The following is a 23,616-nucleotide window of genomic DNA, read 5'->3' on the forward strand; positions in this document are numbered from 1 at the left end:
CCAGCCAGGATGTCCAACCAGGACGGGCAGCGGGAAAAGGGGGAAGGCGTGACAGGCATCGATCTTCAGGCGCTGGCCGAGCTGGAGCGCAAGGTCCTCTGGCTGGCGACCTGGACCATCCACCACGCCAACCATCTCCGCCCGAACACGGATGGGCTGAAGGTCGGCGGCCACCAGGCCTCCTCCGCCTCCATGGCGACGATCCTGACGGCGCTCTACCTGGCGGTCCTCCGGCCGGAGGACAGGGTCGCGGTGAAGCCGCACGCCTCCCCGGTCTTCCACGCGATCCAGTACCTGCTGGGCCGGCAGACGCGCGCGAAGCTGGAGGATTTCCGCGGCTTCGGCGGGGCGCAGTCCTATCCCTCGCGCACCAAGGACACGGATGACGTGGATTTCTCCACCGGCTCCGTCGGGCTGGGCGTGGCGCAGACGCTCTTCTCCGCACTGGTGCAGGACTACGTGCGCGCCAAGGGCCTGGGGGAGGGACACCCCGAGGGGCGTATGGTGGCGCTGATCGGCGATGCCGAGATGGACGAGGGCAATATCTTCGAGGCGCTGCTGGAGGGCTGGAAGCACGGGCTGCGCAACACCTGGTGGGTGGTGGACTACAACCGGCAGAGCCTGGACGCCGTGGTGCGGGAAGGGCTCTGGTCGCGGCTGGAGGCGACCTTCCGGAATTTCGGCTGGGATGTCGTAGTGCTGCGGCATGGGCTGCTGCAGCAGGCTGCCTTCGCCGAGCCGGGCGGGGAGCGGCTGCGGGCCTGGATCGAGAACTGCCCCAACCAGCTCTATTCCGCGCTGACCTTCCAGGGCGGGGCGGCCTGGCGGCGGCGGCTGATGGACGATCTCGGTGACCAGGGGGAGGTGTCCGCCCTGATCGCCCGGCGCAGCGACGAGGAACTGGCGCGGCTGATGGGCAATCTCGGCGGGCATGACCTGCCGACGCTGCTCCGGGCCTTCGAGGCGGCGCGTGCGCATGACCGGCCGGTCTGCTTCATCGCCTATACGATCAAGGGTTCCGGCCTGCCGCTGGCGGGGCACAAGGACAACCATGCCGGGCTGATGACCCCGGCGCAGTTCGAGACCCTGCGCGCCGCCATGCGTGTGCGGGAGGGGCATGAGTGGGACCGTTTCGAGGGGCTGGACCTGCCGGAGGAACGGCTCGCGGCCTTCCTCGACACGGTGCCCTTCAACCACGGCCCGCCCCGGCGCCTCACGGCGGAGCCCGTTCCGGTGCCGGCGGCGCTGCCCGTGCCGATGCAGCCCCAGATGTCCACGCAGCAGGGCTTCGGCCTGCTGATGCACGAGATCGCGAAGAGCGACACGCCGCTGTCCCGGCGCATCGTCACCACCTCGCCGGATGTCACCGTTTCCACCAACCTGGGCGCCTGGGTGAACCGGCGTGGCCTCTTCGCCCGGGAGGAGATGGCCGATACCTTCCGCAAGGAGCGCATCCCCTCGACCTTCAACTGGCGCTTCTCGCCGGAGGGACAGCACCTGGAGCTGGGCATCGCGGAGATGAACCTGTTCCTGATGCTCTCCGCCCTCGGCCTGTCGCACGCGATCCATGGCGAGCGCCTGCTGCCGGTCGGTACGCTCTACGACCCCTTCATCGAGCGTGGCCTCGATGCGCTGAACTATGCCTGCTACCAGGATGCGCGCTTCGTCGTGGTGGCGACGCCCTCGGGACTGACGCTGGCTCCGGAGGGCGGCGCGCACCAGTCCATCAAGACGCCGCTGATCGGCCTGTCGCAGGACGGGCTGGCGAGTTTCGAGCCGGCCTTCGTGGACGAGCTGGCGGTGGCCCTGCGCTTCGCCTTCGCGCATCTGCAACGGCACGATGCGCCGCCGCCCGGCAGCCTGCTGCGCGACGAGGCCGGTGGGGCGGCCTATCTGCGCCTCTCCACCCGTCCGCTGGAACAGCCGCGCCGGCAGATGACGGCGGAGCTGGAGAGGGACATCCTCCAGGGCGCCTATTGGATGCGGCCGCCCGGGCCGAACCCGGAAGTGGTGGTGGCCTATGCGGGGGCGGTCGCGCCGGAGGCGATCCAGGCGGTGGGCCTGCTGGCCGAGGACCGCCGCGATATCGGGCTCCTCGCCATCACCTCGGCCGACCGGCTGCATGCCGGCTGGACGGCGGCGCAGCGCCTGCGCGAGTCAGGCCAGCCCGAGGCCCGCAGCCATGTGGAGGCCTTGCTCGCCCGGCTGCCCGCGCATTGTGGCCTGGTCACGGTGCTGGACGGGCATCCCGCCACGCTGGCCTGGCTGGGGGCCGTCCAGGGGCACCGCACGCGGGCGCTGGGCGTGGAACGCTTCGGACAGACCGGCACAATCGGCGACCTCTACCGCCACCACGGGCTGGACGCGGAAAGCATCGCGGCCTCGGCGCAGGCGCTGACCCGGGGAAGGCCGGTCCGCCACCTGCGCCGGGTCTCCTGAGCCGGGTCTCCTGAGCCGGGGCGGCCAGGGCTCCGTCACTGGCCAGCCGGCGGCCGTCCGGGCATCATGGGGGCGCCCGGTCCCCGGACCGGGATGACGGACCGGGATGAGGACCAGGGGAAAGGCCGGGCATGCGTTACGACGTGATCGTGGTGGGGATCGGTGGCATGGGCAGCGCCGCCGCCTGGCAGCTTGCCCGGCGCGGCCAGCGCGTGCTGGGGCTGGAGCGCTATGACATCCCCCATGCCATGGGCTCCTCCCATGGCGTCAGCCGCATCATCCGCCTGCCCTATTACGAGGACCCGGCCTATGTGCCGCTGCTGCGCCGGGCCTATGAACTGTGGCGGGAGATCGAGGCCGCCACTGGCGAGGAGCTCCTGGTCACCACCGGCTCGGTCGATGCGGGGCCGGAGGGTGGTGCCCTGTTCCAGGGTGCGCTGGCCTCGGCCCTGCAGCACGACCTGCCGCATGAGGTGCTCACCGCGGCACAGGTCGGAGAGCGCTTCCCCGCCTACCACCTGCCGCAGGACACGCGGGCGGTGTTCCAGCCCCGGGGCGGGCTGATCGCCAGCGAGCGGGCCATCGTCGCGCATGTGCGGGCGGCCCAGGCCCTGGGGGCCGAGATCCATGCGCGGGAGCCGGTGCGCGAATGGCGGCTGGCGCCTTCGGGCGGCGTGGTGGTGGAGACGGAACGCGGGCGCTACGAAGCGGACCGGCTGATCCTGGCCGCCGGCCCCTGGATGGGGCAACTGGTGCCGGAACTGTCGCGGCTGGCCGTGCCGGAGCGCCAGGTGCTGGCCTGGCTGCAGCCTCGGCGGCCGGAGCTCTTCGACCGCTCCTGCTTCCCCGTCTTCAACCTCGATGTCCCGGAGGGCCGCTTCTATGGCTTTCCCATCTACGAGGTGCCGGGCTTCAAGTTCGGGCGCTACCACCACCTGGAGGAACAGGGGGCACCCGAGGCGCTGCGGCGCGAGCCCGATGCGCGGGACGAGACGCTGCTGCGCGACTTCGCCGGGCGCTATTTCCCCGAAGGCAACGGCCCGACCATGGCCCTGCGCTCCTGCCTCTTCACCAACACGCCGGACGAACACTTCATCCTCGACCACCTGCCCGGTCGGGAGCAGGTGGTCCTGGCCTCCCCCTGTTCCGGCCACGGGTACAAGTTCTGCTCCGTGGTGGGCGAGATCCTGGCCGACCTCGCCACCGGCGACGGCCGGACCCGCCATGCCATCGATTTCCTGCGCCTGGACCGCAAGTCCCTGGCGGCGTGACCGTCCCGCCCCACCTGCCTGAATCCGGAAAAGGCCGCGCTCCCATGCAGCCAACCACGCCTCTCGCGCGATAGCCCCCACAGAATGTTCCGCCGGGGCCGGGAAGCACCGCCGGAACGCAGGCAGAATATCCAGGGCGGTGCGGGGTCGGCCTCGCCACCGGGAAGGAGGCAGGCGGCATGGGCTCGGCGACCCCCTATTGCGGCAGCGCGCCGTTGCCGGACGAGATCTGGGGCCGCTGGAACCTCGATCCGGTCCTGCTCTCGGCTCTGGCGGTGGCGGCCCTGGCCCATGGCTGGTGGCTGGCGCGGGAAGGGCGGGGGCGGCAGGCGCGTTTCGCCCTCGCCGGCTGGCTGACCCTGCTGGCCGCCTTCGTCTCCCCCCTCTGCGCGTTGAGCTCGGCGCTCTTCTCGGCCCGGGTCGCGCATCACATGCTGCTCGTCGCGGTGGCAGCGCCCTTGCTGGCCGCGAGCCTGCCTGCGGATCGGGGCGGCGGCGGCCGCGCCCTCCTGCCAGCCCTGGCGGGGGCACAGGCCGTGCTGCTCTGGTTCTGGCATGCCCCGCCCCCCTATGCGGCGGCCCTCGGCAGCGACGTGCTGTACTGGCTCATGGAGCTTTCGCTGCTGCTCCCCGCCCTGCTGCTCTGGCGCGCGGTGCTCTCGCCGGAACGCCCGGCGGGGCCGGTCCTGGCGGCCCTGCTCTTCACCACCATGCAGATGGGGCTGCTCGGGGCTCTGCTGACCTTCGCCGGACAGCCGCTCTACGCGCCGCATCTGGCGACCACCGCCCCCTACGGCCTTTCGCCGCTGGAGGACCAGCAGCTCGCCGGGCTGATCATGTGGGTGCCCGCCAGCCTGCCCTATCTCGCGGCGGCGCTTCTGCGCCTGGCCGGCCTGCTCGGCCCGGAAGGCCGCCGCGCAGCATGATCCTCTGGCTGAAGATCCTGCACATCGCCACGCTCAGCATCTGGTGTGCCGGCCTGCTGGGGCTGCCGCTGCTCTATGCCCGCCGCCCCCTGGTGGCGGAGGGGAGGCCGCTCTTCGAATTGCAGGCCTTCACCCGCTACCTCTTCGTCACGCTGGTCTCGCCCGCGGCCTTCCTGGCCATCGGCTCCGGCACGGCGCTGATCTTCCTGCGGGACACCTTCACCCTCTGGTTCGCCGCCAAGCTGCTGGCGGTGGGTGTGCTGGCCCTGCTGCATCTGCTGAACGGCTACGTGGTGCTGCATCTCTTCGATCACCCGCGCCTGCTGTGGCGCGGCGCGAATGCCGGGCTCGGCGGGCTGACCCTGCTGACGGTCCTGGCCATCCTCTGGCTGGTGCTGGACAAGCCGGTGCTCGGTCTCGACGCCCTGCCGGAGGTGCTGCGGCGCCCGGGTGGGCTGCGGGACCTCCTGGGCGGGCTGCCGCTGCCCGTTCAGCCGCGCGGCGAGACCATGAGGGCGATCCCGTGATCCAGGATCAGCTTGCCGCCATGATAGCCCGCGACGCCGGTGAAGCCGGCGCTGAGCAGCGACATCAGCAGGCCGAGCGGCAGCACCGCCGCCATGTCCACCAGGCGCAGCCCCCAGTTCATGCCGATCATGGCGATCAGCGCCATGGCGACGATCGCATGCATCCAGCTCGCGGCGCGGCCCCGGATACCGGGCACCAGCAGCAGCTCCGCCGTGCCGATCGCCGCCGCCAGCACGCCGCTGACGAAGGCAACGCCACAGGCCCAGAGGCCGGCGCGCAGCCAGAAGGGATCGGCCGACCACCAGTAGAACAGGTCGCAGCCCAGCGTGCCGAAGACCAGGGCGATGGGGAAATGCACCGCCATGGCATGCAGTGGATGGCCGGCCACCGCCACGGCGGAGGACACGTCCTCCTCCGACAGGTTCTCGATGACCGGATTGGTCTCGGTTCCCTCGGCCATGCCGCCGCTCCTTCTGCCCGACGGCAGAAGTCCGCCGGGGCGGGGGGTTGCACCGCGCCCGTGCCCTGCCGCCGCTGCTTGCCCTCGCCCTTCCCCTGGGCGGCTGTGGCGGGCCCTTCTCCACCCTGGACCCGGCCGGGCCCGTGGCGGCCTCGGTGGCGCGCCTCTGGTGGGTGATGCTGGGCGGCTCGGCACTCCTCTTCCTGCTGGTGATGGCGCTGCTGCTGCTGGCTTTCCTGCGGCCCGGCATCGCCTCGGGCACCGGCGAGCGGCTCTGGCTGTTCTGGGGCGGGCTCGTGATGCCCGGCCTCGTGCTGGCGGCGCTGATGGTCTTCGCCCTGGCGAACGGGGAAAGGCTGCTGGCGCATCCAGGCACGCCCGGTGTCCTGCGGGTGGAGGCGCGGCCGCAGCAATGGATCTGGCGCTTCACCTATCCCGGGGCCGGAGGGCCGGAGGGGGAATGGAAACCGCCGGCCTGCTGCATATCCCCGCCGGGCGGCCGGTGGATGTCCATGTGATCGGGGGGGACGTGATCCACAGCTTCTGGGTGCCGCGGCTGGGTGGCAAGATGGATGCCATTCCAGGCCATACCAACATCCTGCGCCTCCAGGCCACGGAGCCGGGCCTTTATGACGGCCTCTGCGCCGAGTTCTGCGGCACCTTCCATGCGGAGATGCGCTTCGCGGTGCAGGCGCATCCGGCGGAGGAATACGAGGCGGCCCTGGCACGCCTCGCCAGCCGCCTGCCGCTTCCCGCCCCATCGTCCGGGGTGCCGGGGGCGGAGGAACGCGGGGCCCTGGGCTCCGTGCCGGTCGGCCGCTCGCCGGAAGGGCAGAGGCTGGACGGGCAGACCCAGGGAGGGCGCGCGCCATGACCGACGGGAACGATCCGCCGGGGCGCGACCACCCGTCACCCATCCGCCTGCACAAGGAACTGGAGCGCATCTGGGCCACGCCGAAGGGCTGGGGCGCGCTTTCGGCGGTGAACCACACGGTGATCGGCAAGCGCTTCATCGTCACCGCCTTCGTCTTCTTCGCGATCGGCGGGCTGCTGTCGATGCTGATCCGCGCGCAACTCGCCACGCCGCGCTCGGCCTTCCTGGGGCCGGAGGTGTACAACCAGGTCTTCACCATGCACGGCACGGTGATGATGTTCCTCTTCGCCATCCCGATGTTCGAGGGGCTGGCGATCTACCTCCTGCCCAAGATCCTCGGCGCGCGCGACATGGCCTTCCCGCGCCTCGGCGCCTATGGCTACTGGTGCTATCTCTTCGGCGGCTCGATCCTGATCGTGGCACTGCTCGCCGGCGTGGCGCCGGACAGCGGCTGGTTCCTCTACACGCCGCTCTCCTCGAAGCCCTATACGCCCGGCATCAACGCGGATGTCTGGCTGCTCGGCATCACCTTCGTCGAGATCTCGGCCGTCTCAGCCGCGGTGGAGATCACCGTCACCATCCTGAAGCTGCGCGCGCCCGGCATGTCGCTCGACCGGATGCCGATCTATGCCTGGTACCTGCTGGTAACGGCGGGGATGATGCTGGTGGGCTTCCCGCCTTTGATCCTGGGGTCGCTGCTGCTGGAGGCCGAGCGCGCCTTCGGCCTGCCCTTCTTCGATCCCACGCGCGGCGGCGACCCGCTGCTGTGGCAACACCTCTTCTGGCTCTTCGGCCATCCGGAAGTCTACATCATCTTCCTGCCCGCCGCGGGCGCCATCTCCACCATGCTGCCGGTCTTCGCCCGGCGCGAGTTGCTGGGCTATACCTGGATCGTGGTGGCCGTGGTGGCGGTGGGCTTCCTCTCCTTCGGCCTCTGGGTGCACCACATGTTCACCGTGGGCATCCCGCATCTGGCCCAGGCCTTCTTCTCCGCCGCCAGCACGCTGGTCGCGGTGCCGACGGCGGTGCAGATCTTCGCCTGGACCGGCACACTGGCGAGCGGCCGCCCGCGCCTGACCCTGCCGATGCTCTACATCCTCGGCTTCTTCTTCGTATTCACCTGCGGCGGCCTGACCGGCGTGATGCTCGCCGTCGTGCCCTTCGACTGGCAGGTGCACGACACGCAGTTCGTCGTGGCGCACCTGCACTACGTGCTGGTGGGCGGCTTCATCTTTCCCATGCTGGGCGCCGCCTATTACTGGCTGCCGCATGTCACAGGGCGCATGCCGGTGCAGCGCCTGGGCGTCGCGGCGTTCTGGCTGATCTTCCTCGGCTTCAACATCACCTTCTTCCTGATGCACCTGACAGGGCTGCGCGGCATGCCCCGGCGCATCCACAGCTACGAGGCCGGGATCGGCTGGGAGGGGCTGAACCTCCTCTCCTCCGTGGGGGGCTTCATCCTCACCATGGGCTTCGCCCTGTTCCTGCTGGACATGGTGCTGCAGTTCCGCTTCGGCCGGCGGTTCCGCCGCAATCCCTGGGGGGCGGAAACGCTGGAATGGGCCATGCCGCTTCCCGCCACGAGCTACGCCTTCGCCTCCCTGCCGGAGGTCACGGGCCGCGCGCCCATGCACGACGATCCGGATCTGGGCCGCAGGCTGGCGGCGGGGGAGGGCTACCTGCCCTTCGCCCGCCATGGGCACCAGGAAACCCTGGCGGTCGAGATCGCCACCGGAGAGCCCGAGCAGATCGTGGTTCTGCCACAGCGCAGCTTCCTGCCGCTCTGGTCCGCGCTGGCCACGGGCACGGTCTTCGTGGCGCTGCTGTTGGGCCATTACTGGATCGCGCCGCTGGGGCTCCTGGCGACCGTGATCCTGCTGCTGTGCTGGACGCCGGACCCGGCGCGGCGGCGGGATTGCGGCCCCATCCCCGCCGGGCGCGGGCTGATGCTGCCCTCGCATGGGGAAAGCGCCTCGGCGCCCTCCCTCTGGGCGATGCGCTTCACCCTGGTGGCGGATGCGACGCTTTTCGCCTCACTGCTCTTCGGCGCCGCCTTTCTCTACGTGGTTGCCCCGAACTGGCCGCCTCCGGCCATGCTGTCTGCTGGCGGGCCGCCGGAAGGGTGGCCGTCGCCCAGTCTGGTTCTGACGGGCCTGGTTCCGACGGGCCTGGCTCTCGCCGGCCTGGCCCTGGCGGCCATGGGCGGGCGGTGGGCTGTCGCGGCGAATGCACGCGACCGGATCGCCGGGCGCCGGGCCGGTCTGTGGCTGGCCCTGTCCGGCCACGGGGCGGCGCTGGCCGCGCTGGCGCGGCTGCTCCGTCATGTGCCGGAACCGACAGCCCATGCCGTGGGGGCGCTGGGCGTCGCCCTGCTGGCCTATGCGGCACTGCACGCGGCACTGGGCCTGCTCTTCGCCGGCTTCGGCCTGTATCGCGGCCATGCGGGCTATCTGTCACCGCGGCGCAGCCTGGACCTGCGGATCGGGCGCCTCTGGCATGACTACACCGCCATCACGGGCGCGGTCGCCCTGCTGGCGGCCATGGCCCTGTGCTGGAGCATGGGCGGGAGCAGCCTGCCGGAGACCGGAGGCGGCGCATGAACGCGGCCGGGCGCCCTTCCGGCCTGCTCCTTCTGGCCGGCTTCGCGGTCTGGGGTTCCGCCTTCGTCGCGCTCTACGGTGGCGTGTCCCTGGGTTGCGCCTGGGGCTGGGACGCGAGGCCGCTCGGCCCCGTCAGCCTGCTGCGGGGCCTGCTGCTGCTGATCCTCGCGGCGCATCTGCTGGTGCTCACGCTGCTGCTGCGGTGGTGCTGGCGGCCCCTTCGCTCCGCCCCCGGCCACTCCCTGGGGCATTTCCTGGGCCTGGCTTCCCTGGCGGCCACGGCTGCCGCCCTGCTGGCCACGCTCTGGACCGGCCTGCCCGTGCTGGGGCTCTCGGCCTGCACCTGAGCGGCCCGTCGCCGGTCTCAGCTCATGGAGGTGTTGCGCCTGATGAAATCGGCCTTCGCCGCCGTGTAGGAGGCGCGGTCCCCCGGATAGAGGCTCGCCAGCGCCATCTTCTCCGCCTCATACGACCTTGCGAGGCCGGGAGCGTTGCGGAGGCGGTCGCGGAAGGCGAGGTTCTGCCGCCATTTCCAGCCGTTCCATTCCACGACATGGAGATGATGCGTGCGCGGCACCCCCTTGGCGAAGAACACCCCGCCCGGGACCTGCCGGCCGTCCACGTAGCCGTAGCCGATGCCATCAAGCAGGGGGCGGCAGCGGTCGGCGGCGGAAAGGCAGCGCACCCCGACCATCAGATCCAGGATCGGCTTCGCGCGGATGCCCGGGATCGAGGTGCTTCCGAAGTGCTGGATGTCCACCAGCAGTCCCTGCAGCGCGGTGCGGATGAGCCGCTCCTCGCTGTCATAGAGCGAAGCCCATGCGGGATCGTGTCCCACCAGGAAAACGCGGCCATCGTCCAAACCCAGCAAGCAGCTTCGTCCCTTGTTCCCGGTCCACGGCACCGATGAAGCGCCGGGCCTCGCCAGTCCCGGCAATGCGATGCGGAAGCTGGCATGGCCGATGGCGGCCCGCTGTGACCTGGCGCACATCCGGGAGGCGGCCACGGGGCCTCGCCAACCGGAGATTCCGGCCTATCCTGTGGCCAAAAGGGAAGGAGGAGGCTCGCCATGCCGCATCACGACCATGCCGTCACCGTCACGCGGGAGGACGGGATCGCGCTGATCCGCATCGACCATCCGCCGGTCAACGCGCTGTCGCAGCCGGTGCGGGAGGGGCTGCTGCGGGCGCTGCGGAGCCTGGCCGCGGAGCCCTCCCCCGGGCCGTGGTGATCCATGGCGGCCCCGGCCGCTTCATCGCCGGCGCTGACATCAAGGAGATGGACCAGCCGCCGGGCGAGCCGCTGCTGCCCGATCTCGTCGCCGCCATCGAGGCCATGCCGCAGCCGGTGGTGGCGGCCATGGAGGGTGTGGCGCTGGGCGGGGGGCTGGAGATCGCGCTGGCCTGCGACCTGCGCCTGGCCGGTCCCGGCCTGCGCCTCGGGCTGGTGGAAACGCGGCTGGGCCTCATCCCGGGCGCGGGCGGCACGCAGCGCCTGCCACGGCTGACCGGGGTGGCGAAGGCCATCGAACTGATCGGAGAGGCCAAGGTGCTGGGGGCCCGGGACGCGGCGGCGGCCGGCCTCGTGGATGCCGTCGTGGAGGGCGAGTTGCTGCCGGAGGCCATCCACCGTGCCCGGTCCGCCGTGAAGCGCCGCCTTTCCGGCCTGCCCGTGCCGCCGCGCGAGCCGGAGGCCGAGGAACGGGCCAGCCAGGCGGCGCTGCGCAAGGGCAAGGGCTCGCAGGCCGTTGCCGCCGCCGTCGCGCTGCTGCGCGACACGGCCTCGCTCGATTTCGCCGCCGGATCGCGACGCGAAAGGGCGCTGTTCCTGGAATTGCGCGGCAGCGAGGAGGCCGCCGCCCTGCGCCATCTCTTCCTGGCGGAGCGGGAGGCCGCGCGGGTCCCGGGGCTGGAGGGCGTGGCGCCGCGCCCGCTGGAACGGGCCGTGGTGATCGGCGGCGGCACCATGGGAAGCGGCATCGCCATGGCCCTGGCCGATGCCGGACTGCCGGTGGCGATCGTCGAGCGCGATGCCGCCGCGGCGGAGCAATGCGCCGCCCGGCTGCGGGACGCCTATGCGGGGCAGGTGGCATCCGGCCGCCTCGATCCCGCCACGGCGGAGGAACGCCTGGGCCGTGTCACGGCGACGGCGGACTGGGGCGTGCTGCGGGAGGCGGATCTGGCGATCGAGGCCGCCTTCGAGGAGATGGAGGTCAAGGCGGACATCTTCCGCCGCCTGGATGCCATGGCGAAGCCGGGTGCGGTGCTGGCGAGCAACACCTCCTATCTCGACCTCGATGCCATCGCCCGCTTCACCGCACGCCCGCGCGACGTGCTGGGGCTGCATTTCTTCGCCCCGGCCCAGGTCATGAAGCTGCTGGAGGTGGTGCGCGGGGCGGAAACGGCGCCGGAGGTGCTGGCGAGCGGGATCGCCCTGGGACGGAAGCTCGGGAAGGTGGCCGTCGTGTCCGGCGTCTGCGAGGGCTTCATCGGCAACCGCATCTATGCCGCCTATCGCCGCCATGCCGAATATCTGGTGATGGATGGCGCGACGCCCTGGGAGGTGGACGCGGCGCTGGAGCGGTACGGCTTCGCCATGGGCCTCTTCGCGGTCGGCGACATGTCCGGGCTGGACATCGCCTGGGCCATGCGCAAGCGGCGCGCGGCGACCCGCGATCCGCGCGAGCGCTACGTCGCCATCGCCGACCGGCTCTGCGAGGCCGGGCGCCTGGGCCGCAAGACCGGCGCGGGCTGGTACAATCATGCGGGCGGCAAGGCGGAGCCCGATCCGGCGGTGGAGGAGATCATCCGGGCCGAGCGCGCCGCCGCCGGCATCACCCCCCGCCGCTTCACGGCGGAGGAGATCCAGGACCGCCTGCTGGCCGTCATGGTGAACGAGGCGGCGAAGATCCTGCAGGACGGCATCGCCCTGCGACCCGGGGATATCGATCTGGTGCTGGTGAACGGCTACGGCTTCCCGCGCCGGAAGGGCGGCCCGCTCCACGCCGCCGACCGCCGGGGCCTCGACGCCATGCTGGCGGAGGTGGAGGCCATGGCCGGCGACGACCCGGCCTCCCAGCCGGCCCCGCTGCTGCGCGAACTGGTCCAGGCGGGTGCCACCTTCCGGGCCTGGTCATCGCGGCCGGGGCGATAGGGCACCCCGCCATCGCGCCCCGCTGCTCAGCCGGGCGCGGCGGCCTGTGGCATCGGATGGGTGTTCGCCGCCCGCCACTGGCGCTGGACCTCCGCATCCACCTCGTCGGCTTTCTGCCCGGGGCGGACGGTGACCTCCGCGCCATGCAGCGCGAAACGGACCGGCCTGCCGAGCTTCCCGGCCTTCTCGACACAGCGCGTGATGACATGCGGCAGATAGTCGGTCGGCTGGGTGGGATATTCGACGACATCCGGAACGGCGGTCATGCGGGCGTTTCCTGATCGTTGACGCGGAAAGCCTGGACGAGCGGCGGCGACCGCGTCAAGGCACCGCCGCCGTGTCACGGTGCCCTCCCTGGCTTGACCCTGCGGCGGATTGGTCAACAAGCTGAGATTGGCCATGGTCCAGGGAGGCTCACGGTTGCGACCACGTGGCGGGAAGGGCGGCGCCTCCCATATCGGCCTGCCGCCGGCGCTGCTCCGCGCGGCCCCGCTGTCGCGGAGCGCCTTCGGAGGCATGCTCCGGCATCCGACGCGGGTGATCCCGCTCGCCTTCCTGGTGGTGATCCTGCTGGGCACCGGGCTGCTGATGCTGCCCCCGGCGCGGATGGACGGGCAGGGAGCCCCGTTCCTCACCGCCCTCTTCACCGCGACCTCGGCCACCAGCCTGTCCGGCCTCTCGGTCGTGGACATGGCGACCTACTGGGCTTTCCCGGGGCAGGTGGTGATCCTGCTGCTGATGCAGGCCGGCGGGCTGGGCATCCTCACCGGCGCGACCCTGCTCGGCCTGCTGGTCCGGCGGCGCATCCGGCTGTCCTCGCGGCTCATGACGCAGGCGGAGACGCAGGTGATCGCGCCCGGGGACGTCGCCGCGATCCTGCGGCTGGTGCTGGCGATGACGCTGGGGACCGAGCTGCTGGTGGCGTCGGCGCTGTGCCTGCGTCTCCGCCTCGCCTATGGCATGGGGTGGGGCGAGGCAGGCTGGACCGGCCTCTTCCACGCGGTCTCCGCCTATACCAATGCGGGCCTGTCCACCTATGGCGACAGCCTGGTGCGCTTCGGCGCGGATCTCGCGGTGACGGGCCCGGTGATGGTGGCGGTGCTGGTGGGCGGGATCGGGGTGCCGGTGGTCCATGACCTGCGCCGCGCGCCGCTGGAGCCGAAGCACTGGAGCCTGCACACGCGGCTTACCCTGATCGGCAGCGCCGTGCTGCTGCTGCTCGGCTGGGCCGGGGTGCTGGCCTATGAATGGGGCAATCCGGCCACGCTGGCGGGGCTGCCCGTGCAGCAACGTGTGCACGGCGCCCTGTTCCATGCGGTCATGACACGCTCGGGCGGGTTCAACACGGTGGATGTCGCGGCGATGCGGCCGGAGACACTGATTCTCAGCAGCGCGCTGATGCTGATCGGCGGCGGCAGCGCCAGCACGGCGGGCGGCATCCGGGTGACAACCTTCGTGCTGCTGGGCCTGGCCGTCTGGGCGGAGGTCCGGGGATCGCCCGATGTCAACGCCTTCGGCCGCCGGCTGCCGGAATCCCTGTTGCGGCAGGCGCTGACCATCGCCCTGCTGGCGATCGCCGTGGCCGGCGCCGGCGCCCTGCTGCTGCTGTCGCTGACGGACCTGCCGACGGAGAAGGTGCTGTTCGAGGTGGTCTCCGCCCTGGCGACGGTGGGGTTGTCCGCGGGCGTTTCCGCCGATCTGCCCATGCCCGGGCTTGTGGTCGTGGTGGGGCTGATGTTCCTGGGCCGGGTGGGCACGGTGACCATCGCCACGGCCCTGGCGCTGCGGGGCGCCCGGGCCACCTACCGCTATCCGGAGGAGCGCACCATCGTTGGCTAGGAATTCCGTGAAGGCCGATGCGGGCGTCGTGGTGATTGGGCTCGGCCGCTTCGGCGGGGCCGTGGCGCGATCCCTGGTCCGCACGGGGCATGAGGTGCTGGGGATCGACGAGGACCCCGCGCTGGTGCAGCGTTGGGCGGACGACCTGACGCATGTGGTGCAGGCGGACACGACCGATGCCGACACGCTGCGCAGCCTGGGGGTGGCGGAGTTCCAGCATGTCGTGGTGGGCATCGGCACCAATCTGGAGGCCAGCGTGCTCACGGTGCTGGCGCTGAGCGAGATGGCCATCCCGCAGATCTGGGCCAAGGCGCTGACGGTCAACCATGGGCGCATCCTGGAACGCACGGGCGCGCACCACGTCGTCTATCCCGAAATGGCGATGGGCGAGCGCGTGGCGCATCTGGTGACGGGCAAGATGATCGACTTCATCGAGTTCGACGACGGCTTCGCCATCGTGAAGACCCGCGCGCCGGCCGAGGCGGTGGGCCGGACCCTGGAGGAATCCGCCCTCCGCTCGCGCTACGGCATCACCATCGTGGGCGTGAAGCGGAGGGGGCCGACTTCACCTATGCCCGGCCGGACACCCGGGTGGAGGCCGGGGACCTGCTGATCGTCTCCGGCCCGACCGGGCTGGTGGAGGCTTTCGCCGCGCGGACCTGATGGCGCAGTGGCCCCCGTGCCGATGCCGGTCAGGGCGCCACCGGCAGTTCGATCACCGCATCGGCCTGGTCGAAGTCGCTGAGCAGGATCTCGGCCCGCAGGGTCCAGCGCCCGGGCAGCGCCAGTTCCGGCCCCTCCAGCACGAAGTGCCCCGGCGCCGCCTCCCGCAGCGGGCGGCGGATGCCGGCGACGCCTGCCCCGGGCTGCGACATCTCCAGCCAGACCTCCTTTGCCGTGAAGGCGCTGCCATCCGGGCGGGCCAGCCACAGATCGATGCGGTTCTGTCCGGCCCGGGCCGGGCGCGCCTGAAGGGTGACGGAAAGCCCCGCCACCTCGGTCGCGATGGTGGTGCCATCCCTTTCCGCGGCGCCCGCCATGGCATGGTGATGGCCATGCGCCTCCGGCTGATGCGGGGAGGTCATGCTCAGCACGGCGGTCGCGGCCAGAACCAGCACCCCCATCCCGGCCTCGGCCACGATGCTCCGGCGCAGGGCCAGGGGGGCGGAGGAGCCCCCCAGCGCCAGGGCCGGCGTAAGGCGCCGGTGGTTCAGGCCGGCCAGGGCCAGCAGCAGGGCCGCGCCGCCGGCCTTCGCCAGCAGCAGCCTGCCATAGACCGTCTCCAGGAGGGCGGAAGGGCTGGGCAGGTGCAGCGCGGCCTGCGCCACGCCGCTCAGCAGGAGCAGCGCGACGGCCGGGACGGCGATGCCGGCAAAGCGACGCACGGCGGGCAAGGCGGCCGCCCCGTCCCGGCGCAGCAGCGCCCAGAGCGGCAGGAAAGCCCCCAGCCAGAAGGCGGCGGTGAGCGCGTGGAGGGTGAGCAGGAGGCGGGCCGGGACGCCGCCCGTGGCGGCATGGCCGGACAGGCTCAGCCCGGCCGCCGCCAGGACGGCGCCCGCCACGCCGAGGGCGCGGGCCGGGCGCCCACCCTGTCCGCCGAGGGCGATCCCCGCCAGGACGAGGCCGGAGGCCACGACGACATCGCGCGCGAAGACCGTGGAGGCGCCGGCGGCGATCCAGGTCTGGCTTTGCAGGAGCGCGCCGAGGCCGGGCGCCGCCTGCATGCCGCCGCCCTGGACCCCGATGCCGAGGATCGCCGCCAGGACGCCGGCACAGGCACCCACCCGCATCCAGCGCAGCGCAGCCGGGGGCGGCGGCGCGACGAGAGCGCGGAACAGGGCGCCTCCCGCGCCGAGCGCGAAGCCCAGATACAGGACGAAGCGCAGGACCTCCGCCGCCTCCGTCCAGATCGCCGCCACAACCGGGGCCTCGCCAACCCTCTCCGGCGCCATGCCGATGCCGAAGGCGATGGCGCCGCTGACCGGATGCCCGTCGGCGGAGATGATCCGGAAGCTGGCGAGATAGGTGCCCGGCGGCAGTTGCGGCGGCAGCGCCGCCCCGATGGAGGCACTCTCCCCGCCTGCCCCATGGGACAGGACCACCACGCCCGCCGGCCCCGCCAGGCGGAGATCGAGCGGCGTCACCGCCTCGTCGAAGCGCAGCACCAGCCGGTCCGGCGGCTGCGCGAGGCTGGCGCCGTCCGCGGGTTCGCTGCCCAGCAGCGCGGCATGGCCCCAGGCGCCGGAAAGCGGCGCCAGCCACAGGCCGCAGAGCAGGAGCAGCGAAAGCAGGCGGCGCATGGACCCCGCCTCAGCCCTTGGGCGTGATGCGGACGGCGAAGGCCGGGGCGCGCAGCGTCCCGCCGGATGCGGAGGGCCGCTCGATCCAGCGGGTCACCTTGCCGCCCTCGCAGTCCTGCACGACGGGGAAGTAGACGGTCTGGCCCGCCTCCTTCGGCGTCTGCACCCGCAGGATGAACTCCTGGTAGAAGGCGTCCGGCAGATTGCCGCCCTGCCAGGCGACCTCCTTCACCGGGGCGCTCTCGCCGTGGCCGCTGGTGGCGGTGCCCTCGGTGACCAGGCTCAGGGTCCAGCCGGCCACGGGCATCGGCTTCACGTTGCGGAATCCCTCTGGGATCTGCACGCGGATGCCGGTGGTGGCCGCGCCGTCGCAACCATGCGGCACGCGGATGGCCACGCGGAGGTAGCTGTCCGCCGGCATGGTGGACTGGTCCAGCGTCACATGCGCGGCGGCCGGGAGGGCGAGGAGGCTGGCGCCGAAGGCGATGGCGAGGCGGTTGAGCATGGTTGGTCTCCGTGGTTTCGGGCGTGGAAGGGGGTCAGGAATGGCCATGCGGGCCGGTGGCGCCCGCCGCCTGCACCGGCACCTGCACGGTGATGGCGCCGGCATGTTCGAAGGTCAGGGTGACGGGGACGGCCTCGCCCACCCGCAACGGGGCCGAGAGGCCCACCAGCATGAGGTGCAGGCCGCCGGGGCGCAGGGTCACGCTGCCGCCCGCCGGGATCTCGATGGCCTGAACCGGCTGCATGCGCATGACATCGCCGTCGCGCACCGTGGTGTGCAGTTCCGCCGAGTGGGGCAGGGGACTGCTGGCGGACAGCAGGCGGTCCGGCGCGGCGCCGGTGTTCCGGATGGTCAGGAACACGCCACCCGTGCCTCCCTGCACGGCCGCCCGGGCCCAGGGCTGCTCGATGCTGATGGAGCCCGGCTGCTGCGCCCGGGCGGGAAGGGCGGGCAGGAGAGGCGACAGGAACAGGGCCGGCAGCAGCCGGCGGCGGAGCAGTGTCATGACGGGGTTTCCTTAGCGCTGGACGGGACTCTGGTCCCGGCATGCGGCCGCGGATGCGCGGCGGGTGGCGATCAGGCGGGCTGGGAGGGGAAGGGCCGCATGCGGGCCGGGAAGAAGCCCAGCCGCGCGGCCCGCATGGCGAATGGCCGCGCGGGCAGGAAGCCCGGGCGGTGGCCATGGTCAGGGATCAGGCGATGGGAGGGGCGCGGGGCTGTTGCGGCGGGCCGCGCGGCGGGATCGGCGGCAGGCCGGGCAGGGCGATGTCATGCGCGACCGCCACGAAGACCGTGGGCGGCGCCATCGCGCAGGGCGGCGCCGAAGGAAGTGCGATCCCCGCATGCTGGCACATCGGGCAGCCCGGATGAACCGTGGTCTTCGGAACCTCCTTGCCGTCCCGGTCCACCAGGATGGTGCGGTGGAAACCGGAGGGGCTGCACAACTCCACGAGCTGCGCGGCGGCGGTGCCCGTGTAGGGGCGAAGACAGGAGGGCAGCGCCGCCGACCAATGCAGGCAAAGCAGTACGGCCACAAGGCTCAGGAGAAGGCGGCGAACCTGGCGCATGGGTGGCCGCATACGTATCAGCCGCGGCGGGCCTTGTCACGACCGGACACCTCGCCGGGGCCTTGTTCGGACGTCAGCACCCCGACCGCCCTTCCGGGCCGCTTCCCCACTCCTTGCGTCGCGCTGTCCAGCCAGCTCACCTGGCTGCCATGGGCATGCGCCGTGGCGAGGCGGCGCTCCTCGCCGCCCGGCCAGAGGGTCAGGCGCAGTTCCGGCCGGGCCTCGGGCGTGGAGGGCTCGAAGCGGAGCCAGGCGAGCGGCGCCTGCGGCGTGGCGCGCGCGCCGGCGTCCCGGAGGGCTCCGGCGATGTCCTCGCGCGTCCCCCCGGGCATGTATTGCCACATGATGGAATGGTACAGGACGGTGGTGCAGCCATCCGCCGGCTCGGCCAGCCCTGCCCGGACCCAGGGGGCCGCGTCGGCCTGCTCCACGCGCTGCCCGCAGGCCCGCGCCACGGCGATGGCGCCCTCCAGCCGGGCGAGGCGTTCGCGCTGATCCGCCCAGACATAGGCGCGCAGGCGGAGGCGCTGGACAGGGTCCTCCAGGTCGATCGGCGAGAGGTCGCAGGCCCGGCGCGAGGCCACGCGCAGCGGCGCATCCAGCGGCGGCAGCCCGCCCTCCCAGGCGGGAGCCAGTTGCACCGGACTGGCGGGATCGCCCCATGACGCCTCGCCCAGCCGGTAGTGGAAGCGGTCCCAGACCGTGTTGAGGCCCGCGCTGGCGCCGATCTCCAGCAGCCGCAGCGGCAGGCCGGTGTCCCGCGCGATCCGCAGGAAGCCGCCCAGCAGCACGCCCGAACGCCCGACCTCGTTGGTTTGCGGCGGGGAGGCCAGGAAGCCCTCGATGAAGGCGCGATGTGCCGCGAGGACTCCGGGCAGCAACGGGGCGAGCCGTTCCGGACCCGCCTCCGCATGGGGCGGATAAGCGGCAGCGAGTTCCGGCGCCGCGCCGCTCAGCACCAGCGCATGCAGCGCGCCCGCCAGCCGCAGCGGCAGCGCATCGGCCACCGGGTCGCCAGGCCATCCCCCCACCAGTGCCGCGACGGGGCCACCAGCCGTGAGATCCGCGGCGAGCAGGCGCAGCAGTCCGGCCGTGAAGGGCGAACCGAGGCTGTCGCACCAGCCGATCTGCTTGGCGAAGCTGGCGAGAAGCTTTTCCTGTTGCGCCGGCTGCCCGGACATCCACGCCTCCTGTGCTTGACGGGGCAAGGAGGATCGCGGCAGGGATTGTCGTCAATCTTGATCGAGATGATCAACATCGCCGCGCCCGCCCCTCCCCATCTGACCGCCCAGGACGCCACGGCACGCCTCGGCGTCTCGCGGCAGACCCTCTACAGCTATGTGAGCCGTGGCCTGGTGCGTGCCGTCGCGGCGCCCGGCGACCCCCGCCGCAGCCTCTACGACGCCCAGGACGTGGCCCTGCTGCTGGAACGCCGTGGGCGCGGCCGCGCGCGGCGGGACATCGCCGCTTCCACGACCGATTGGGGGGAGCCGGTGCTGCGCTCCTCGCTCACGCTGATCGATGGCGGCGGCTTCCGCTATCGTGGCCGGGATGCGGTCGCCCTGTCGCGGCGGGCCCCGCTGGAGGAGGCGGCCTCCCTGCTCTGGGATTTCCCGGTCGCTCCCTTCGCCCCGCCGGAGGAACCTCCCCCGGCAGGGGAACGGCCGCTCGAACGCGCCCTGCGCGCGGTGGCGGCCGAGGCGGCCCGCAGTGACTGGGCGCTGTACCCACCCCGGATCGCGGCGGGCGCGGCCCGGCTGCTGGGCCTCGTGGCGCAGGCCGTGGCCGGGGGCGGGAGGGTGGGGACGGCATGGCCGCGCATGAGCGGCTGGCCACCGCCTGGGGTCTCGACAGCCGGGGAAGCGACCTGCTGCGCCGCGCCCTGGTGCTCTGCGCCGACCACGAGCTGAACGCCTCCGCCTATGCCGCGCGCGTCGTCGCCTCCACCGGCGCCTCCCTGGCCGCCTGCGTGCTGGCCGGTCTCGCCGCCCTGTCCGGCCCCCGGCATGGCGGCATGACAGACCGCGTCCGCGCCCTGGCGGCGGACCCGGAGGTGCTGCGCGACCCGGTCAGGGCCCTCGGTGCCCGGCTCGCACGGGGAGGAGATCCCGGGCTTCGGCCACCGCCTCTATCCGCAGGGGGATCCACGGGCCGGGGCGCTGCTGGACGGTTTCCCGGTCCCGGACACATGGCGGGAGATGATCCGGGCCGCCGAGAGTCTGACCGGCCTCCGCCCGACCGTCGATGTCGCCCTCGCGCTGATGGAGGAATGCCTGCCGCTGCCGCCGGGGGGCGGGCTGGGCATCTTCGCCGCCGGCCGGACCGTCGGCTGGATCGCCCATGCCCTGGAACAGCGGGCCGATGGCCGGCTGATCCGGCCACGCGCCCTCTATGCCGGGCCGGAGGCCGCCGGCGGACGTTGAGGGGCGCCGCGATCGAAAACGAATGCCCACGACCGAAAACGAATAACCGGCCTCTTCTCCCGTACACCAAAATGATCCGGCCGTGAGAAACCAAAGGGAGGGGCCGATGGCATCGCCATCATTCACCAGGGAAAGAACCCCGTCGGTTCGCAACATGCACGGGCTCTCTCCCGCCGCCCGCTGGCTGGTGCTGCTGCTGCTCGCGCTTGGCGTGCTCATCGCTTTCGTCGACCGGACCAGCATCTCCTCCGCCCTGGCCGACCAGCCCTTCATCCGGCATTTCGGCCTGTCCAGCGTCGATCGCGGCTGGCTGAACTCCGCTTTCTTCTGGTCCTATGGCCTCGTCCAGATCCCGATGGGCTGGGTCGTGGACCGCTATGGCGTGAAGTGGCCCTATACCGTCTGCTTCGCGATCTGGTGCGTCGCGACGGCCGCGATCGGCCTGACCGACGCCTTCGCCAGCCTGCTGCTGCTGCGTCTCGTGATCGGCGCAGCGGAAGCCATCGTGGTGCCCGCCAGCTATCGCTGGATCCGGGACAATTTCAGCGAGAAGCGGAGCGGCACGGCGGTCGGCATCTTCTCCATGGGCAACAAGCTCGGCCCCGCCATCGGCGCCCCCGCCGCGGCCTGGCTGATCGTCAACTATGACTGGCGGACCATGTTCGTCCTGACGGGCATCGCCGGCTTCGTATGGCTGATCCCCTGGATTCTGGTGGTCCGCAACGACTGGCCGAGCGCCGGGAAGCGCGCCAGCACACAGAACCGGGGCGCCACCGTGCCCTTCGCCAACATCATCCGGAGCCCGGTCGTCTGGGGCGCGATGATCAACAACTTCTGCTACGGCTATTTCACCTTCTACTGCATGAGCTGGATGCCCGCCTATCTGGTGGAACAGCGCGGCCTGTCGCTGGAGCAGTCGGGGCTCTACACCTTCTTCAGCTTCGCCGGCATCGCCATCGTGGCCGTCGCCGCCGGCTGGGCCGCCGACAAGCTGATCGAGCGCGGCGGCGATCCGGTCTTCGTGCGCAAGGCCTTCGTCACCGCGGGCTTCGTCGGCGCCTCGACCGTGCTGCTCGGCGCCTGGGCGGAAACGCTGGAGATGGCGCTGTTCTGGAACGTGTTCTCGCTGTCCTTCCTGGGGCTGAACACCGCGAACAACCTCGCCCTGTGCCGCCTGACCCTGATCCCCAAGCCGGCTGTCGGCCTTGTCACGGGCGTGCAGCAGGTCGCGACCAGCCTGGCTGGCGGCGTGGCGGCCAGCCTGTCCGGCTGGCTGCTGCATATCAGCGGCAGCTACGACCTCCCGATGATGGTGATCTTCGTCTTCCTGCTCATCGGCGCGGCGACGACCTGGATTCTGCTGCGGCCGGAATGGGCGCCGAAGGTGTCGGAGGACGTGGCCGTCCCCGGCGCTGCAAAGCCGGCCCCGGCCGGCGGCTGACGCCATCCCGGAAAACGCCCGGCACCGCAGGCCGCGGCGCCGGGCGCTTCGCCTCCGGGCTCCGGCGCTAACCGGGCGGGCGGCACTCGAAGCTGCCGATGTCCTGCGGGTCGCCCTGGCCCTTGTAATGCGCTTCCAGGGGATAGGCGCAGAGCGGGCGGCTGCGCCCCGGAAAGGCACGGCCCCTGGCCGGCAGGGCCTCCGGCGCCTGTCCCGCCTCGACCCAGGCCTCGATCGCGGCGAGCGGGTCGAAGTCGTCCAGGGCCGGGCCGCCGCCGCAGTGGTTCATCCCCGGCACCACGAACAGGCGCGCCCAGCGCGCCAGGGCCGCATCGCCGCCACTGTCCTGCCCCAGGGTGTGCCAATAGGCGCGCAGGTCGTCCGCCGAAAAGACCGGATCGCTGTTGCCGTGGAAGACCAGCAGCTTGCCGCCCCGTGCGACGAAGCTCGACAGCAACGTGGCGGTGGCGTCGTTGATCGCCGCCGTCTGCGCCGTCTGTGCCGCGATGCGGTCGAAGTCCACCTCCTCCAGCCGCAGGCCTGGCTTCGGCGGAGTCATGAAGTAGAGGCCCAGCGATGCGGCGGCCAGGGTGGCGTTGCGGGCGTTCGGGGTGCCCGTCGGAGAGGTGCCGAGCTTCCAGGCGCGCCAGCCCGGCGCGGAGATCCCGGCATCCCAGGGCCAGGTGCTGTAGAGCGGCTGGCCCTGGCCATCCCGGGCACCGCCGAAGACGCTCCGCAGGGCCTCCAGCTTCGCCGGGGCGAGGCAGGACTGGGTCTGCCCCGCGCCGCAGGCCAGGGTGGCGGGATCGAAGCGGCAGGCGGACATCGCATCGATGCTGCCATCCGCCAGTCCGTCCAGGGCGTCGCACTGCTTCAGCACCCCCTGGGAGACGAGCTGCAGGTCCTCGGGCGTCAGCGCCGATGCGAGGATCGGCCGGCCCTGCTCGTCGCGCGGCGCGGCGCGGTTCAGGGCCTGCACGTCCCAGGCCTGGGCGATGGCGGCACGGCTCAGCCGGAAGCCCGGATTGCCCGCGACCACCCCGTCGAAGAGGGTGGGAAAGCGCTGCGCCGCCATCAGCGCGGTCCGCCCGCCATTCGAGCAGCCCATGTAGTAGCGGTGCTCGGGCGGCCGCCCCTCATAGGCGCCGATCAGGCTGAGCGCCGTCTCCGTCACGCGGCCGATCGCGGCATAGGCGTGGTCGATCCGCGCCTGCTGATCGACGCCGAAGGAGGCATCGCTGCTGTCCGCGCCCTGGTGGCCGGAATCCGTCGAAACGACGGCATAGCCCCGGTTCAGCGCCGGTGCCGCCGTCGCGCCCGCGACCGGAATGGCCCCGACGGCATCGCTGACCACCCCATCCATGCCGCCGCCGCCCTGGAAGAGGAAGCGGCCGTTCCAGTCCTCCGGCATGCGGAGCTGGAAGCCGATGCCGAAACTCCGCTGATCCACTCCTTGGCCCACCCCTTGGCGCGGCGCGATCATCCCTTCCACGAGGCAATGCGCCGGCATGGCCGCCTGGGCGCGCGCCGCCCCGGTGAGGGCGGCCCGGCCCGGGTTCTCGGCGGGAAGCTGCCCGGCCGGCACGGCCTCCGCGCGGGTGATCCGCAGATCGGGGCCGGCAAGGGCCGTCAGGCTGGCGCAGTCCCGCGCCCCGGCGGCCCGGGCCGCCGGGGCGGACAGCAGGGCGAGGCCCAGGCCGGAGATCCCGAGACCCAGTATCGCGAGGCCCGGGGCGAACATGCCCCGCCCGATCAGGGCCCGGCCGCGTGTCGTGTCGCTCCGCATGGCG

General features: G+C 72.1%; 21 protein-coding genes and 2 pseudogenes. 14 read left to right on the forward strand and 9 right to left on the reverse strand.

Annotated features, from left to right (window positions below; translation table 11 throughout):
* The first annotated feature begins 9 nt into the window (after positions 1-9).
* From MVG78_RS21105 to MVG78_RS21120, 4 genes are all read left to right on the forward strand, one after another.
* Positions 10-2,439: a thiamine pyrophosphate-binding protein gene (locus MVG78_RS21105; protein WP_428480841.1), complete on the forward strand. Its 2,430-nt coding sequence runs from the start codon at positions 10-12 to the stop codon at positions 2,437-2,439.
* Positions 2,440-2,570: 131 nt separating this feature from the next.
* Positions 2,571-3,710 carry an N-methyl-L-tryptophan oxidase gene (gene solA / locus MVG78_RS21110; RefSeq protein WP_247560758.1) on the forward strand — a complete coding sequence of 380 codons (1,140 nt, stop codon included), beginning with the start codon at positions 2,571-2,573 and terminating at the stop codon, positions 3,708-3,710.
* A gap of 179 nt (positions 3,711-3,889) precedes the next feature.
* The gene (locus tag MVG78_RS21115; RefSeq protein ID WP_247560759.1) at positions 3,890-4,636 is read left to right on the forward strand and encodes a cytochrome c oxidase assembly protein; all 747 of its coding nucleotides are present in this window, start codon (positions 3,890-3,892) and stop codon (positions 4,634-4,636) included.
* Entirely contained in the window at positions 4,633-5,163 is a 531-nt protein-coding gene (locus tag MVG78_RS21120) for a CopD family protein (RefSeq protein ID WP_247560761.1), read from the forward strand. Before MVG78_RS21115 ends, MVG78_RS21120 begins: the two co-directional genes overlap by 4 nt.
* On the opposite strand, the gene MVG78_RS21125 is transcribed toward MVG78_RS21120, so the two are convergent.
* Positions 5,127-5,624, reverse strand: a complete 498-nt coding sequence (locus MVG78_RS21125) for a DUF2231 domain-containing protein (RefSeq protein WP_247560762.1) — start codon at positions 5,622-5,624, stop codon at positions 5,127-5,129. The two genes, MVG78_RS21120 and MVG78_RS21125, sit on opposite strands and share 37 nt — an antisense overlap.
* 47 nt (positions 5,625-5,671) lie before the next feature.
* Between MVG78_RS21125 and MVG78_RS21130 the strand changes: the two genes are divergently transcribed.
* Genes MVG78_RS21130 through MVG78_RS21140 form a run of 4 tightly spaced genes read left to right on the forward strand, consistent with a single transcriptional unit; the run spans position 5,672 to position 9,445 of the window.
* Entirely contained in the window at positions 5,672-6,142 is a 471-nt protein-coding gene (locus tag MVG78_RS21130) for a cytochrome c oxidase subunit II (protein WP_345892896.1), read from the forward strand.
* Positions 6,085-6,498, forward strand: a complete 414-nt coding sequence (locus MVG78_RS21870; RefSeq protein ID WP_345892897.1) for a cytochrome c oxidase subunit II — start codon at positions 6,085-6,087, stop codon at positions 6,496-6,498. Before MVG78_RS21130 ends, MVG78_RS21870 begins: the two co-directional genes overlap by 58 nt.
* Entirely contained in the window at positions 6,495-9,098 is a 2,604-nt protein-coding gene (gene ctaD / locus MVG78_RS21135) for a cytochrome c oxidase subunit I (RefSeq protein ID WP_247560763.1), read from the forward strand. The genes MVG78_RS21870 and ctaD overlap by 4 nt, the downstream gene beginning before the upstream one ends.
* The gene (locus MVG78_RS21140; RefSeq protein ID WP_247560764.1) at positions 9,095-9,445 is read left to right on the forward strand and encodes a hypothetical protein; all 351 of its coding nucleotides are present in this window, start codon (positions 9,095-9,097) and stop codon (positions 9,443-9,445) included. Before ctaD ends, MVG78_RS21140 begins: the two co-directional genes overlap by 4 nt.
* A 17-nt stretch (positions 9,446-9,462) precedes the next feature.
* On the opposite strand, the gene MVG78_RS21145 is transcribed toward MVG78_RS21140, so the two are convergent.
* Positions 9,463-9,969, reverse strand: a complete 507-nt coding sequence (locus MVG78_RS21145) for a GrpB family protein (protein ID WP_247560765.1) — start codon at positions 9,967-9,969, stop codon at positions 9,463-9,465.
* Between the two features lie 198 nt (positions 9,970-10,167).
* On the opposite strand from MVG78_RS21145, the gene MVG78_RS21875 reads away from it, so the two are divergent.
* Together MVG78_RS21875 and MVG78_RS21150 are read left to right on the forward strand one after the other, a co-directional pair.
* Complete coding sequence (locus MVG78_RS21875) at positions 10,168-10,329, forward strand: hypothetical protein (protein WP_345892898.1); 162 nt, start codon at positions 10,168-10,170, stop codon at positions 10,327-10,329.
* Entirely contained in the window at positions 10,323-12,251 is a 1,929-nt protein-coding gene (locus MVG78_RS21150) for an FAD-dependent oxidoreductase (RefSeq protein ID WP_345892899.1), read from the forward strand. Before MVG78_RS21875 ends, MVG78_RS21150 begins: the two co-directional genes overlap by 7 nt.
* Positions 12,252-12,277: 26 nt before the next feature.
* Here MVG78_RS21150 and MVG78_RS21155 read toward each other — a convergent pair whose 3' ends face one another.
* Positions 12,278-12,517: a hypothetical protein gene (locus tag MVG78_RS21155; protein WP_247560766.1), complete on the reverse strand. Its 240-nt coding sequence runs from the start codon at positions 12,515-12,517 to the stop codon at positions 12,278-12,280.
* A 154-nt stretch (positions 12,518-12,671) separates the two neighbouring features.
* On the opposite strand from MVG78_RS21155, the gene MVG78_RS21160 reads away from it, so the two are divergent.
* Both MVG78_RS21160 and MVG78_RS21165 read left to right on the forward strand, forming a co-directional pair.
* On the forward strand, positions 12,672-14,090 hold the full coding sequence (locus tag MVG78_RS21160; RefSeq protein WP_247560767.1) for a TrkH family potassium uptake protein: 1,419 nt from the start codon (positions 12,672-12,674) through the stop codon (positions 14,088-14,090).
* A 7-nt stretch (positions 14,091-14,097) separates the two neighbouring features.
* Positions 14,098-14,753: pseudogene (locus MVG78_RS21165) on the forward strand (potassium channel family protein).
* 29 nt (positions 14,754-14,782) lie between these two features.
* Here MVG78_RS21165 and MVG78_RS21170 read toward each other — a convergent pair.
* From MVG78_RS21170 to MVG78_RS21190, 5 genes are all read right to left on the reverse strand, one after another.
* Positions 14,783-16,390: a copper resistance CopC/CopD family protein gene (locus MVG78_RS21170; protein WP_247560768.1), complete on the reverse strand. Its 1,608-nt coding sequence runs from the start codon at positions 16,388-16,390 to the stop codon at positions 14,783-14,785.
* 10 nt (positions 16,391-16,400) lie between these two features.
* On the reverse strand, positions 16,401-16,895 hold the full coding sequence (locus MVG78_RS21175) for a YcnI family copper-binding membrane protein (RefSeq protein ID WP_247560769.1): 495 nt from the start codon (positions 16,893-16,895) through the stop codon (positions 16,401-16,403).
* Between the two features lie 34 nt (positions 16,896-16,929).
* Complete coding sequence (locus MVG78_RS21180; RefSeq protein ID WP_247560770.1) at positions 16,930-17,400, reverse strand: copper chaperone PCu(A)C; 471 nt, start codon at positions 17,398-17,400, stop codon at positions 16,930-16,932.
* A 187-nt stretch (positions 17,401-17,587) separates the two neighbouring features.
* Positions 17,588-17,962 (reverse strand): hypothetical protein, encoded by a 375-nt coding sequence (locus MVG78_RS21185; protein ID WP_247560771.1) that lies wholly within the window; start codon positions 17,960-17,962, stop codon positions 17,588-17,590.
* 17 nt (positions 17,963-17,979) lie between these two features.
* Positions 17,980-19,143, reverse strand: a complete 1,164-nt coding sequence (locus tag MVG78_RS21190) for a DUF2332 domain-containing protein (protein WP_247560772.1) — start codon at positions 19,141-19,143, stop codon at positions 17,980-17,982.
* Positions 19,144-19,209: 66 nt separating this feature from the next.
* Here MVG78_RS21190 and MVG78_RS21195 point away from each other — a divergent pair.
* Positions 19,210-20,385: pseudogene (locus MVG78_RS21195) on the forward strand (citrate synthase).
* Positions 20,386-20,539: 154 nt separating this feature from the next.
* Positions 20,540-21,826, forward strand: a complete 1,287-nt coding sequence (locus MVG78_RS21200; RefSeq protein WP_247560773.1) for an MFS transporter — start codon at positions 20,540-20,542, stop codon at positions 21,824-21,826.
* A gap of 67 nt (positions 21,827-21,893) precedes the next feature.
* On the opposite strand, the gene MVG78_RS21205 is transcribed toward MVG78_RS21200, so the two are convergent.
* Positions 21,894-23,612 (reverse strand): tannase/feruloyl esterase family alpha/beta hydrolase, encoded by a 1,719-nt coding sequence (locus MVG78_RS21205; protein WP_247560774.1) that lies wholly within the window; start codon positions 23,610-23,612, stop codon positions 21,894-21,896.
* Positions 23,613-23,616 lie beyond the last annotated feature (4 nt).

Origin of the sequence: Roseomonas gilardii subsp. gilardii (assembly GCF_023078375.1) — a bacterium.
Taxonomy (GTDB): Bacteria; Pseudomonadota; Alphaproteobacteria; order Acetobacterales; family Acetobacteraceae; genus Roseomonas; species Roseomonas gilardii.